9 protein-coding genes and 7 pseudogenes are annotated in these 12,571 nt (G+C 57.4%); 4 read left to right on the top strand and 12 right to left on the bottom strand.

Translation table 11 applies throughout. The annotated features are described in order from the left end of the window. Window positions 1–127: 127 nt before the first annotated feature. Window positions 128–1,159: an acyltransferase family protein gene (locus BHD08_RS18455; protein WP_125024062.1), complete on the bottom strand. Its 1,032-nt coding sequence runs from the start codon at window positions 1,157–1,159 to the stop codon at window positions 128–130. 230 nt (window positions 1,160–1,389) lie between these two features. Here BHD08_RS18455 and mobA point away from each other — a divergent pair. After that, window positions 1,390–1,821: pseudogene (mobA, locus tag BHD08_RS18450) on the top strand (molybdenum cofactor guanylyltransferase MobA); the annotation flags it as partial. 61 nt (window positions 1,822–1,882) lie between these two features. Here mobA and BHD08_RS18445 read toward each other — a convergent pair. The 7 genes and pseudogenes from BHD08_RS18445 to BHD08_RS23345 all read right to left on the bottom strand — a co-directional run. Next, a pseudogene (locus BHD08_RS18445) lies at window positions 1,883–2,524 on the bottom strand (IS5 family transposase); the annotation flags it as partial. A gap of 100 nt (window positions 2,525–2,624) precedes the next feature. Further along, on the bottom strand, window positions 2,625–4,088 hold the full coding sequence (gene lnt / locus BHD08_RS18440; protein WP_125024059.1) for an apolipoprotein N-acyltransferase: 1,464 nt from the start codon (window positions 4,086–4,088) through the stop codon (window positions 2,625–2,627). Window positions 4,089–4,304: 216 nt separating this feature from the next. Continuing rightward, window positions 4,305–4,883 (bottom strand): plasmid pRiA4b ORF-3 family protein, encoded by a 579-nt coding sequence (locus BHD08_RS18435; RefSeq protein WP_003291613.1) that lies wholly within the window; start codon window positions 4,881–4,883, stop codon window positions 4,305–4,307. A gap of 3 nt (window positions 4,884–4,886) precedes the next feature. Then, window positions 4,887–6,394, bottom strand: a pseudogene (locus BHD08_RS18430) (IS66 family transposase). Window positions 6,395–6,429: 35 nt separating this feature from the next. After that, complete coding sequence (tnpB, locus tag BHD08_RS18425; protein WP_043106093.1) at window positions 6,430–6,774, bottom strand: IS66 family insertion sequence element accessory protein TnpB; 345 nt, start codon at window positions 6,772–6,774, stop codon at window positions 6,430–6,432. Further along, entirely contained in the window at window positions 6,771–7,148 is a 378-nt protein-coding gene (locus BHD08_RS18420) for a transposase (RefSeq protein ID WP_160128673.1), read from the bottom strand. The genes tnpB and BHD08_RS18420 overlap by 4 nt, the downstream gene beginning before the upstream one ends. A 280-nt stretch (window positions 7,149–7,428) precedes the next feature. Then, a pseudogene (locus BHD08_RS23345) lies at window positions 7,429–7,628 on the bottom strand (disulfide bond formation protein B); the annotation flags it as partial. Here BHD08_RS23345 and BHD08_RS18415 point away from each other — a divergent pair. Together BHD08_RS18415 and BHD08_RS18410 are read left to right on the top strand one after the other, a co-directional pair. Continuing rightward, a pseudogene (locus BHD08_RS18415) lies at window positions 7,596–7,919 on the top strand (MFS transporter); the annotation flags it as partial. The pseudogenes BHD08_RS23345 and BHD08_RS18415 sit on opposite strands and share 33 nt — an antisense overlap. A gap of 78 nt (window positions 7,920–7,997) precedes the next feature. Further along, a pseudogene (locus tag BHD08_RS18410) lies at window positions 7,998–8,237 on the top strand (MerR family transcriptional regulator); the annotation flags it as partial. Window positions 8,238–8,385: 148 nt separating this feature from the next. Here BHD08_RS18410 and BHD08_RS18405 read toward each other — a convergent pair. After that, window positions 8,386–9,366 carry an IS5 family transposase gene (locus tag BHD08_RS18405; RefSeq protein ID WP_125024055.1) on the bottom strand — a complete coding sequence of 327 codons (981 nt, stop codon included), beginning with the start codon at window positions 9,364–9,366 and terminating at the stop codon, window positions 8,386–8,388. 64 nt (window positions 9,367–9,430) lie between these two features. Between BHD08_RS18405 and BHD08_RS18400 the strand changes: the two are divergent. Further along, window positions 9,431–9,598, top strand: a pseudogene (locus tag BHD08_RS18400) (Cd(II)/Pb(II)-responsive transcriptional regulator); the annotation flags it as partial. Between the two features lie 25 nt (window positions 9,599–9,623). Here BHD08_RS18400 and BHD08_RS18395 read toward each other — a convergent pair. From BHD08_RS18395 to BHD08_RS18385, 3 genes are all read right to left on the bottom strand, one after another. Then, on the bottom strand, window positions 9,624–9,854 hold the full coding sequence (locus BHD08_RS18395; protein WP_256678727.1) for a hypothetical protein: 231 nt from the start codon (window positions 9,852–9,854) through the stop codon (window positions 9,624–9,626). A gap of 607 nt (window positions 9,855–10,461) precedes the next feature. Further along, window positions 10,462–11,835 (bottom strand): heavy metal sensor histidine kinase, encoded by a 1,374-nt coding sequence (locus BHD08_RS18390; RefSeq protein WP_108235071.1) that lies wholly within the window; start codon window positions 11,833–11,835, stop codon window positions 10,462–10,464. Next, the gene (locus BHD08_RS18385) at window positions 11,832–12,506 is read right to left on the bottom strand and encodes a heavy metal response regulator transcription factor (protein ID WP_045634019.1); all 675 of its coding nucleotides are present in this window, start codon (window positions 12,504–12,506) and stop codon (window positions 11,832–11,834) included. Before BHD08_RS18385 ends, BHD08_RS18390 begins: the two co-directional genes overlap by 4 nt. Between the last annotated feature and the right edge of the window lie 65 nt (window positions 12,507–12,571).

The following is a 12,571-nucleotide window of genomic DNA, read 5'->3' as shown; positions in this document are numbered from 1 at the left end:
CGAGGTGCTCGCAGCGGCTCAAGCATCGAATTGAGCCGGCGACTTGATCGTTTTTTGATCATTATCCCGCTTTAAAATCAGCAGTGCCTGAAGTCAGTCAGAAAAACTCGACTACTTCAGACCATCCCTAGTGGGCAACAGCCTTGCGCATATGGAACTGAGATGCCGAAATCTGCTCGGGCGGGGTAAGCAAGAAGTACAGTTTGTAACGATTGATCACGACTTGCGCCAACAACGGAGCCGCCGTACCGATCAGCGTTCCGATAATCAGATGCGCTGTGATTGAATCAATACCGAGGAATTTGCTGAGTATTACCCGCACCCCGCTACCGGCCAGAATATGCATCAGGTAGATCGTCATCGACGAAGCGCCGATGAACAGAAACCAATCCACGCGAAACTGACCTAGCCACATCGACAACGCGATCATGAAAAAGATGGATATGGTTGCAAGCGCGAGTACCGCCATGCCGCCATCGGCATAGTTCAGACCGAAGGTCACATGAAACAGGTACTGCCCCAGGATGAACAGCGCACCAAAAAATAGTGTCAGCTGGGTATAACGCGCAAGGAAGAACGTCTTGACCTCGTTGAACCAGACGCCCAATGCAAAGAAGACGGTATTGCCCAGGATAAAGCGGGTCATGTTGTTTACCGTCAGATCCTGCTGGAAGACATACAGCAAGCCAAACAGGACCACGAATGGCAAGAAATAGCGCCGATCTGCCCGCGCATAAAGAAACGCACAAACCACGAACACCAGAAACAGAGCGTACAGGAACCAGAACTGCGCTCGCGGCATCCAGAGCAGCGAGAACACCTCAACCAAGGTGACCTGACCGTTCGTGTAATTCGACAGGACGACTTCGAACAGACCTTGTAGTAAAGACCAGACAATAAAGGGATAGACGATTGTGTCGACCTTGTTGATGATCAACCCGCCCCGGCCCCGCTTCTGCAACGAATCGAAGAAGAATAAACCCGACAGGAAGAAGTACAGCGGAATGTGAAAGCTGTAGATGATGCTGTCGACCAGCACGAATCGCGCCTCATCCATCGGCAACCCGGCATTGAATACGCCTCGCGCGACATGCCCGTAGACAACAAGAATGATCCCGATCGCCTTGGCATAATCAACCCAAACGTTTCTCTCCTGCATTTGATTGTTCTCCTTGTATCGGCCAATGAGCAGGCGGCACCCTCTTCCAGAGAGGGTGGATGGAGGAGATAGACAACAGGATTTTTCGTTGGTTTAGCTGAAGCACTCCTGGGTCGCCGAAGCGCGACACAGATTCCAATAAACCGAGCGCCAGGCCTCCACACCTCCCGCGCGCACGTTGCCTGACCGCCAGCCCGAGCGCTATATGCAAGCTTTTCTGGAGCGATGATATGCCCGACCCGCTACTGCCTTCCTGCTCCATCCTGCTTCTGGCGGGTGGCCGTGGGCAACGCATGGGAGGACAGGACAAAGGACTGGTCGAATGGCAGGGACGCCCATTGATTGCATGGTTGCATGAGACCGTTCAGCCATTGACAGACGACCTGCTGCTATCCTGCAACCGCAATCGAGCCCGCTACTCGGCCTATGCCGATCGATTGATTAGCGATGAAGAGCAGGGATTCCCCGGGCCCCTTGCAGGAATACGCAGCGGTCTTGCAGCTGCTCGCAACGCGTGGATGCTCGTACTGCCGTGCGACACCCCGTTGATTGATCGCCCCTTACTGCAGTCGCTCTACCAGACCGCGCTCGAAGAGCCAGACAGGCCAGTCATGCTGAGCTGCGAAGGCCAGTGGGAGCCCCTGTTCAGCATAATTCCCACCGGCCGACAGGCCGAACCCTGATTTTGCTGATTAGCGGGCCAGCCCCGCCTTTCGGACGGACTTATCCCGCCGTCCGTTGCAAATACCGCTTGGCCAGTACCAGATTGGCCAACCCAAACAGACTGAACAACTGCGCCGTATTCTTTTCCAGTCCACGGTAGCGAACCTTACGATGATTGAAGCGCACCTTGATCACCTGGAAGGGATGCTCGACCTTGGCACGCAGCTGCGCCTTGGCGTATTCGACTTTGCGCTTGACTCGGTACAGCACGCTGTCTTTGCCGTGATGTTTGTAACTGCTTGGCCGTGCTGCAATCGACCAGACAACGTCCCGTTCAGCATGCTCCGGTCGCTTGGCCGCACCAGTGTATCCAGCGTCACCCGAAACATAGGTTTCGGCGCCGTGCAGCAACTGATCGACCTGGGTGACATCCGCCACGTTGGCCGCCGTGCCCACCACGCTGTGCACCAAGCCCGATTCGTCATCCACGCCGATGTGCGCCTTCATGCCGAAGTAGTATTGCTGGCCTTTCTTGGTCTGGTGCATCTCCGGGTCGCGCTTGCCGTCCTTGTTCTTGGTTGAACTCGGCGCGTTGATCAGTGTGGCATCGACGATAGTGCCTTGGCGCAGCGACAGGCCGTGGTCACCCAGGTGGCCGTTGATCACAGCCAGGATGCCGGCAGCCAGCTCATGTTTCTCCAGCCCGGCTTTGGAGCTTTTTCCTGCGAGCCAATGCCATATGTAGACAAATCCCTTCCTTCTCACCCGATACAGAGTCTGCTCGCTGTGAGAATGGCAAGCGTTATGTATCCAACCGATGATACTGCCGAATTCGACGAAGCAGGAGCAAACCGAGTCCGAGTGCGATCACGCCAAGGATAGGCCAATCCCGCCAGCGCACATAAGGGGTCGCGCCAGTTCGGGGGGTCACTTCGGCGCTGAGGGTGGCTACGCGGAATTGAGGAGCGCGTGTAAGGACCTTTCCCTCATAGCTGACAGTTGCTGTGATGCCCGTGTTCGTGGCTCGCAGTAGGTCACGTCCGGTTTCGATGGCACGCATGCGGACCATCTGGAAGTGCTGGAGAGGGCCGATTGAGCTGCCGAACCAAGCATCGTTGCTGACATTCACCAGTAACTGCGCTTCGGGCAGAAGTTCCGTGACTTCAGCACCAAAGACCGCCTCGTAGCAGATGAGTGCTCCGACGGGCACACCCGCTGCGTTAAGGACGTGCGCTTCCCGTCCTGGTGTGAAATCGGACATAGGCGCCCCGAGCACGTCGAGGGCCGAACCCAAGAAGTTCCGGAGCGGAACATATTCACCGAATGGCACCAGGTGGCGTTTGTAGTAGTACCCTGCGGGATCTGAGAGGCTTATCACCGCGTTGTAGGTGCGACCGTCCGTCTCGCGTATAGGGACGCCAATCATTAACGAGGTGCCGGCCTGATCGGCTAACGCCTCGAGCTCAGCAAGATATTCTCTAGCCTGGTCATGCCACATAGGGATTGCCGCTTCTGGCCAAATCACAATGTCGGCCCCGAGATGCTGCTTCGTAAGCGCCTGATAACGGTCAAGCGTGATTCCGCGGGAATCCGGGTCCCATTTTCTGTCTTGCGCGATGTTTCCTTGCAAGAGGGCAATATTGATAGGGTCAGCGACTGGCTGCGTCCACTCACGATCCAGGAACTGCAAGCTGGCGAGAGTAGCGGTTAACACGGCACCGGCTACCGCTGCACGGCGCAGGCTTGGACCTAAAATAACCCACGCCAGCCCGCCAGCGAGCAAGGCCACCAGAAAACTCACGCCAAGCACACCAAAGACAGGCGCGATAGTTGCGAGTGTGGTGTCTGTCTGGCTGTAGCCGATAAAGAGCCAGGGAAAGCCGGTTAAGAACCAAGTGCGCATCCATTCACTCAAAACCCATGCCGCTGGTAGCCCTAGCCAGAGCGCCGTCGCACCCATCTCAGGGTGCAGGCGGCGTACGAGATACGCGACGCCCCATGGAAAGAGGGCGAGCAGCGAGACAAAGGCTGCTGTAGCTAACATCCCCACCACGGGGCCATTGCCGTACTGGCTAATGCTGACGAAGACCCAGGAGACACCTACGCCGAAGTAACCAATGCCAAAGAGGTAGGCCGACCATAGCGCCTGACGCCTTGAAGGTTGCGCGGTCAGGGCAAACAATGCGGCCAGAGCGACCACCGCAAGCCATGCCCAGCCCACAGGGGCAAAGGCAAGCGGCATGGTGCCTCCGGCAAGCAAAGCCATCACCCTCGTTAGAAGAGTCTTGTAGCGCATTCCCGTGGATAGGTCGAAGGGTAGCGCGCACTTATCACCCAATGCTCTCGCCTCCGAAATCAAGATCAACCCTGTGGCTCATGCTTTCTTGCTCCGCTCAATTCAATTCCATCACTCCATTCCGCGGGCTGACCAGGGTGGCAAACTGAATGCTTCGTAAGCGTCCGCTCTCTACCGTCTTGACCCTCAGACTTTAATCCGCTTCAGACGCTGATTGATGTCGTCGCGGTCAAATGCCGTGGGATCGAAGGTATCGCCGTACCAGTCGAGCATGTCCAAGTATTCGGGATGTTCGGGGTCGGCAAGCGCGTCCAGAAAATCCGCGTAACCCGGTGCACCGCCGACATCCTCCGGCGGGCTGGCATTGGCGCCGTCGATGCAATACAGCACATGCGGGCACGCAATGGCCGGCAACAGCCGCTCGATCTTGATCCGGTGCTCCCAGTTGTCGCCAAAGTCATAGACGTAACGAAACGCCTTCGACCCATACAGCACCTTTGTCAGCGTCTTGCGCTGTTCCGAAACGACCGGAGGGCCCCAGTCGGGATCGGGAATACCGTAGCTTTCGCCAGCGATTTCAAACTCATGAAGATGGGTGTCACTCCAGCCCATCACCGCCTGAATAACCTGGTGCAGTTTGCTCAGGGTGATGCGCTCGGGCACGGCGACCCGGCGCCAGATGGCGGGTTTTATCCACGTCAGTTCGATGTGCAGTTGCAGGAGACGGTCGTTCGCCGGCTTGGGCAAACGGGTGACGTTGGGCATGGGTCAAGCGGCCTCATGTTCTAGGGTAGGCAGAGCAATATTCCAGGGCAGCAAGTCGTCGAGCTGATTGATTGGGTAGTCGGCGATGCGCTCCAGCACGTGCGTCAAATAAGCCTGTGGGTTCAATGCGTTGAGCTTGGCTGAACCGACCAGGCTGTAGATCGCCGCCGCTCTTTCTCCGCCTGCGTCGGAACCGGCGAACAGAAAATTCTTGCGACCCAGGGCGACTGCACGCAGGCCCGTTCGGCGGCATTGTTGTCGATTTCAATGCGGCCATCCGCGCAGTAGCGCGTCAGCGCCTGCCAACGTGCGAGGGCATAGTGGATCGCACCGCTCAATGCCGATTTGGGCGGCAATTGCGCCAGCGTGTGATTAAGCCAGATGTGCATGTGCGCCAGCAGCGGGCTGGCTCGCCGCTGCCGCACTGCGCGTCGTTGATCGGGCGGCTGTCCGCGAATTTCCGCCTCGATGGCGTATAGCGCGCCAATCCGTTGCAGGGCCTCAGCCGCAATCGGCGAGGCCAGTGCCTTGTGCAGGTCGAAAAACTTGCGTCGAGCATGCGCCCAGCATGCCGCCTCGTGAATCGTGCCCGAGGCATAGAGTTGCGCGAAACCGGCATAGCCATCGGCTTGCAACGTCCCGGCGAAGCCCCGGAGATGGGCTCGGGGGTGCTCGCCTTTGCGATCCGGCGAGTAGGCAAACCAGACCGCCGGCGGCGTGCTACTACCTGCGGGGCGCTCGTCGCGCACATACGTCCACAAGCGTCCGGTCTTGGTTTTACCCTGGCCGGGGGCGAGCACGGCGATCGGCGTGTCGTCGGCGTGGACTTTGTTGGCGGCCATGATGTGCTGTCGCAACCGGCTGACCAATGGCTGCAAGAGCCGGCTCGCTTCGCCGATCCAGTCGGCCATGGTCGAGCGCTCCAGGGACACGCCCTCACGCGCATAGATTTCGGACTGCCGATACAGCGGCAGATGATCCACGTATTTGGACACCAGCACATGGGCCAACAATCCCGGCCCGGCAAGACCCCGGGAAATCGGTCGGCTCGGGGCCGGCACCTGCACGATCCCGTCACAGCAGCGGCAGGCCAACTTGGGCCGCACGTGGCGAATCACCTTGAAGCGCGCCGGCACGTACTCCAGAACTTCGGCCACGTCATCGCCCAGATGACGAAGTTCGCCGCCACAGCCTGGGCACTGCGCATCGGGTCGATGGACGTGGATTTCACGGGGCAAATGCTCGGGCAATGGCTTGCGGCGTACGGGTGTACGTGGGCGCGATTGGGCTGGTGGTGGCGAGGCCAATGCGGCCTGGCTGACCTGCAACTCTTCGAGCGTCAGTTGCAGTTGGTCGAGCATGCCATCGAGTTGCTCGGAACGCCGACCGAACTGCATGCGCCGCAGCTTGGCGATCATCAGTTTCAGGTGCTCGATTTCCCCGCGCTGGGCGGTAACCAAGGCTTTCAAGGCCTGGATGTCGTCAGGAAGGAAGTCGGTCGCGCAAGTCATGGCGCGATGTTACTGGTGTTCTCAAGCGTTGAACATCAGACTGCTCGTACCGGTGCGGTGCGCAGCGGTCGGCGCCAATCGATGCCCTCCAACAGCATCGCGAGTTGTGCCGTCGTCAAGGAGACGCTGCCGCTGGTGGCTTGCGGCCAGACGAAGCGCCCCTGCTCAAGCCGCTTGCAGAACAGGCACAAGCCATCGCCATCCCACCACAGCAATTTGATCCGGTCACCGCGCCGTCCCCGAAACACGAAGATCTGGCCGGAGAACGGATCCGCCTCAAGTTGGGTTTGCACCAGGGCCGCCAGGCCATCGAACCCCCGCCGCATGTCGGTGGCTCCAGCCGCGATCCAGATGCGAGTCCCGATGGGCGGGGCAATCATCGCAACACCTGCTGCAAGACCAGTTGCAAGGTTTGCGGGTCGGGCACGCCCTCAATGCGCAAGGTGACCCGACCGCACTCCACAACCAGTCCGCCCGGACTCGACGGCAGTGGCATTGTCTCTTCCGCTGAGGGCGTCGGCGCCTTGCTCAGGTTGACCGGCAACAAAGTAACTTGGTGGGCAACTGGCCCAAGCTGCCCCTCCCGATAGTGACGGCGCCATTTGAAGACGAGGTTGGCGTTGACCTCATGCTCTCGGGCGATCAACGCGACGGATGCGCCGGGCAATAGCGTGGCCTCGACGACACGACGCTTGAACTCCACCGAAAAGTTGGGGCGGCGACTGCGGCGAGGAGTAGAGGGGGGCGTATCCACAATGGTGTCCACTAAAAAATGGTGGGCACCATTGTGGCTATTCGAGGCTAGGGCAGGCAGTGGGTGCAGGGCGGACGCTTACAATGCTTCTGGACTCGACTCGGTGCGCCGTAAGCTGGGAGCTGCTGCTTCGTATTCAGCAGCAAGACAATGATTATGAGAAACAGCCTTGCAATACCGCCCTCCAAGCTCGCTGATACCAAATGAACAGGACGAAGCTGCCATGAAAACCAAAGGCGCGACGTGCCAGCGCCGCACCGATAGCGGTTAGCGGTTAGCGTGTTAGCGGTAGGGCATGATGCCACGCTCTAAAACCGAGCGGCTACAGGCGATGGCAGGATTAGTTGACCACTACACCCCCAGCGAAAACATGAAGGCGCGCTGGAACCAGCACAACACCACTAGATGCCTCGCTATTACCTCGCCGATGAACAGCACCGAGAGGGCCGAAACCAGTGGCACAAGCCAGGCACCCATCATTTTCGCTCGCCTATCCGCCTCAGCTCCCTGAGACAGTTTTCAACAGCGCATTGGTGGGTCGCGGGGATAGGCGCAATACTCACGCTGGCACGTTTCAGCGAGGCATTTCTTGTATTGCGCGCGCAACAATTAGGATTCTCCGCCACCTGGGTGCCCTTGGTTATGGTCGTAATGGCGGGGTTCTACATGCTGTCTGTCTATCCAGTAGGAAAATGGTCCGATCGCGTCAGTCGCACCGCATTGCTGAGTGTCGGTCTGCTGCTGTTGATTCTGGCCGATTTGGTGTTGGCTTGAAATCGAAGATGGGATCATTAAAAGCCTTATAGACACTATAAGGTCAATAACGCAGAGCCGATGAGGATTCACACGATGCGCATTGGTCAGTTAGCAAGGCTAATAGAGATTGATACACAGACGATCCGCTTCTATGAGCAGCAGGGCTTGCTGCCACCGCCTGATCGCCAGGCGAACGGCTATCGTGTCTACACCGAGAAGCATGGCGAGCGGCTAGCCTTCATCCGGCGCTGCCGCATCCTGAATCTGTAACTCCCAGAGATTCACGCACTCCAAAGCTACCAGGATGACCCTCGCCAGCCTTGTACGGCCGTTAAGGATGGTCTGAAGTAGCCATGCATTTCTGGCTGAATTCAGCGCCTACCGATTTTGAAAGTGGCCACTCGATCCAAAACACTCAAGTCAGTCGCACTTTTCTATCTTTTTCGCTACCGCGAGCGCTTCGCAGCAGTCATTTTCCGCATTACAGGCGTACCTCTCCTGCGCTGGCCAGCAAATGTCGGCGGGCCATCCACAGATTCGACAGGGCAAACAGCGTCACCATCTGCGCAGTATTCTTGGCCAATCCGCGGAAGCGCACCTTGGTGTAGCCGAACTGCCGCTTGATCACGCGGAATGGATGCTCAACCTTCGCCCGCACCTGAGCCTTGGCTTTCTCAATCTTGCGGATCGCTTTGTACAAGGCACTGCGCTTGCCATGCTTCTTATAGGTGCTGCGTCGGGCCGCGACCTGCCAGATGACTCGGCGGCCTTCATGTTCAGGGCGTTTTTCGACTCCGGTATAACCAGCGTCGGCACACACTACGTTTTCCTCGCCGTGCAGCAGTTTGTCGACCTGGGTGATGTCCGCGACATTGGCGGCGGTCACCACCACGCTGTGCACCAAGCCCGATTCTTCGTCGGCACCGATGTGCGCTTTAGCGCCGAAGTAATACTGGTTGCCCTTCTTCGTTTGATGCATCTCCGGGTCACGCTTACCGTCCTTGTTCTTGGTCGAACTGGGTGCGTGGATCAGCGTGGCATCGACGATGGTGCCCTGGCGCAGCGACAGACCCCGGTCACCCAGGTAGCCATTGATCACCGCCAGAATCCCAGCCGCCAACTCGTGTTTCTCCAGCAGGCGGCGGAAGTTGAGGGTGGTGGTTTCGTCGGGAATGCGCTCCAGGCTCAGGCCGGCGAACTGGCGCAGGATGGTGGTCTCGTACAACGCTTCCTCCATCGCTGGATCGCTGTAGCCGAACCAGTTCTGCATCAGGTGCACACGCAGCATCGCCAGCAGCGGGTAGGCCGGACGACCACCTTCGCCCTTCGGGTAGTGCGGCTCGATCAAGGCAATCAAGCCCTTCCACGGCACCACCTGGTCCATCTCGATCAGGAACAATTCCTTGCGGGTCTGCTTGCGCTTGCCGGCGTACTCGGCGTCGGCGAAGGTCATCTGCTTCATCGGGAAACTCGGGCAACGGGATCGGCGTATTTCACCAGATTCAGGAAGTCTTCTTCAGGGTTTCCTTAATGCCTTGCTCGATGAACACATTTCTCAAGTCAGGTCGCAGATAACCGCCCGGCAGTCACTCGAACGACAACTCGTTTCACTGCGGGCTAATTGCAACGATGGGCGGGAAGTTGAGGCTTGCGGCATTCTCGCCGGCATTAGCGAGAACGCATGCACTAAATGAATGGTGTTGGGAACTTACTGGCCCGTTAGCCGTTGTTTACACCAACCGGGGCGCTCAAAAACTCGACCGTATGGATATTCCCATCAGGAGACTTAATCTTCATCTCGTACGTTTGAACTTTTCCGTTAGCTCCATAGTTCTGAATCATTCCGGTCGTACCGGTCATTCCTGCGGGTGCTATACTCAGCACTTTACCTTCTTTTAAAAGCATTTTTAGAGTGGGCTTTGTTACTGGCGCACTGTCAACGCGCTGCATTGTTAGTTCCCCCCCCGCCTTCTGCCACTGCGAGCGAAGAAGCAAAAGCGAAAAAGAACGGTAGAATTACTTTAGCAGGGCGGCTCATTATTACACCTCTTGGTTAGTTGATAATTTATATTATAGGTTTGACCCTTACCAGAAGATGATCTTTGCATTACAAAGGCGTAATTAACCCTCGCTTTTTGCTGATCCGACCCTATTTGAAAACTCATCATTATTGTAGACCACCCTACGCTTCGATTAGGCCTGACCGTGAGCAGGTGACGGTCGCGCTTATAATCATACTTGACCATGCTGGTGGCATTAACGGTCTGGCCCGCCAACTTCTGGTCCATGGCCATGTTCACCTTTTGCGACCCAGTCGGGATGCCGTTCATAGTCTGTGCATCGACGACATGTCGGTCAGCGCAACTCCCCCGTCGGCAACTTGCACGATAGGCGGAAGTTGAGGCTGTGAATTCTCGCCAGACGCATGCATTACATGTATGGCGTTGGGCTCGTGGGAGTGGATACCAAGCCGAGATCCACTTTAGATAGTCGCTCGTCGCGTAGTTTGACAGTACCTTTCGCAGTGACGTTCGTCTCCATGCCGTATCACTTTGAATCAGGCGTGCCGAGGAAAGGTGAGTTCGAATGTGGTCCGACCGTCTTTGCTGGCGACGGCCACGTGGCCTTTGTGGAGGTTCATCACTGAACGGACAATAGCTAGCCCCAATCCTGCCCCACGAGGTTGTATGCCGTTAACGCGGTAAAAGCGGTCGAACAGGTGCGGGAGATGATCCGATTCGATAGTCGCGCCATGATTGGTGACAGCCAGCGAGACGATGTCTATGTCCTTCTCAAGTATCTTAATTTCGACCGTGCTGCCAGTATTCGAATGCCGCAACGCGTTGGATAGCAGGTTGGAAATGGCCCGTTGGACCATAAGCCGATTTCCTAGAACTATGGCATCGCCCGTTACCGTCGTTGCGACTCCGGCTTCTTCGGCGAGGACTTCGAGGTATTCACAGACGCGATTCGCCTCACTTCCCAGGGATAGTTGTTCGAGTTTCAGTGCTGGGCTGGCGTGGCTGGCCTGGGCGAGAAACAGCATGTCTGACACGATTCGATCCATACGTTCCAGTTCTTCAACGGATGATTCGAGTACTTCACGATACTGCTCTTTGCTTCGCTCACGTACCAAAGTCACTTGCGCCTTGCCTATTAGGTTGTTCAGCGGAGTTTTCAATTCATGGGCCACATCGTCCGAGAACTGTGACAGTTGCTGAACTCCGTCATCGAGTCGATGAAGCATTACGTTGAGGCTGTGCGCTAATGCCTGGAGTTCTTGTGGGAGCCGATCGCTGCGGATTCGGGGTGATAGGTCCTGTGTCGATACCTTAGTCGCCAAGACCCGGAACTTGCGCAGCGGTCGCAAACCATTTTGGGCGATTAGCCATCCAGCCAATCCGATCAATATCAGTAGCATCGGCACGATCACTAAGGCCGAGCGCAGGAATGCAGCCACCAGCCGTTGATCGGCACTGCGATCTTGCGAAAGCAAAAGCGTCATTGGAGCCAGTCCCGGGACCTGGATTTGCTTGCGCCCGGTTAGCATCTGCACGCCATCCTTCGTTGTCCAGCCAAGATAGTCGCCGTCCCTGCTCACGAGATCCAGCTGCTGCGGCGCATGGGCGAACCGGCCGATATTGAAAATGGCTGATTGCGCCGTATCGCCGATGACCGTAATCGAAAGGTTGTCATGGCCGAGTACCGTATCGCTCAGTGCGTGTTGCCAGGAACGACCCATACGGGCTTTGGTGTCTTCTAGGAGTCCATGATCGATCTGCGAGAGCTTGGCCGTCACCTCCTCCTGGGCGCGCAGTTCCAGTTGGCGCACAAGTACCCAGTAGCTCAGTGCAATCAGTAGCGCGACCAAAGCGGCGCCGGTCAGTGTGATTTGAAGCGCGAGACGCGATGCGAGGCTGAGTGGCTTCAAGGCCGCGCCTCCAGCACGTACCCGACACCGCGAATGGTGTGTATCAGGCGATCGCCAAAGGGTTCGTCCACCTTCATCCGCAAGCGACGAATTGCGACATCCACCACGTTGGTATCGCAGTCGAAGTTAATGTCCCAGACCAAGGCGGTAATTTCGGTGCGCGTCAGCACCTCGCCAGTCCGGCGCATGAGCAGGTGCAGTAACGCAAATTCTTTGCTGGTGAGATCAATACGCTGACCACTCCGGTAGGCCCGATGCCGGCCAGGGTCCAGTTCGAGGTCGGCTACACGCAGGTTGCTTGGAAGTGCGACTGCCTCGCCTCGCCGCAACAGTGTCCGGATACGAGCGAGCAGCTCGGGGAACTGGAACGGCTTGACCAGGTAGTCGTCGGCGCCCAGTTCCAAGCCGCGGACTTTTTGCTCTAGGCGGGCGTTGGCTGTCAGCATGATCACGCGTGTCTGCTTACGCCGCCTGATGAGTTCGAGCACCTCCCACCCATCCATGGTTGGCAGATTTACATCCAGTAGCACGATGTCATAGTCGTTCTGCAGTGCCAGGTGAAATCCATCGAGCCCATCATCCGCTCGATCAACCGTGTAACCACATTCGATAAGGCCCTGCTGCAGGTAGTCCGCAGCTTTGTTTTCGTCTTCTACAACCAGGATGCGCATGTTTTCAGGTAGCTCGGCAAGGAGGTAGGGTGCCGGTTAAACGGAACCAAAAATAATCTATGTAG

Source organism: Pseudomonas sp. SCT (assembly GCF_003864275.1).
Taxonomy (GTDB): Bacteria; Pseudomonadota; Gammaproteobacteria; order Pseudomonadales; family Pseudomonadaceae; genus Stutzerimonas; species Stutzerimonas stutzeri_AE.
This window is presented reverse-complemented; position numbering and strand designations above follow the sequence as displayed.

Bases quoted from the DNA above. Each gene is read 5' to 3' on its own strand.
- BHD08_RS18385 (WP_045634019.1), bottom strand. From the start codon at position 12,506: ATGCGCATCCTGGTTGTAGAAGACGAAAACAAAGCTGCGGACTACCTG.
- BHD08_RS18405 (WP_125024055.1), bottom strand. From the start codon at position 9,366: ATGAAGCAGATGACCTTCGCCGACGCCGAGTACGCCGGCAAGCGCAAG.
- BHD08_RS18455 (WP_125024062.1), bottom strand. From the start codon at position 1,159: ATGCAGGAGAGAAACGTTTGGGTTGATTATGCCAAGGCGATCGGGATC.
- BHD08_RS18435 (WP_003291613.1), bottom strand. From the start codon at position 4,883: ATGCCCAACGTCACCCGTTTGCCCAAGCCGGCGAACGACCGTCTCCTG.
- BHD08_RS18395 (WP_256678727.1), bottom strand. From the start codon at position 9,854: ATGCAGCGCGTTGACAGTGCGCCAGTAACAAAGCCCACTCTAAAAATG.
- tnpB (WP_043106093.1), bottom strand. From the start codon at position 6,774: ATGATTGCCCCGCCCATCGGGACTCGCATCTGGATCGCGGCTGGAGCC.
- lnt (WP_125024059.1), bottom strand. From the start codon at position 4,088: ATGGCTTTGCTTGCCGGAGGCACCATGCCGCTTGCCTTTGCCCCTGTG.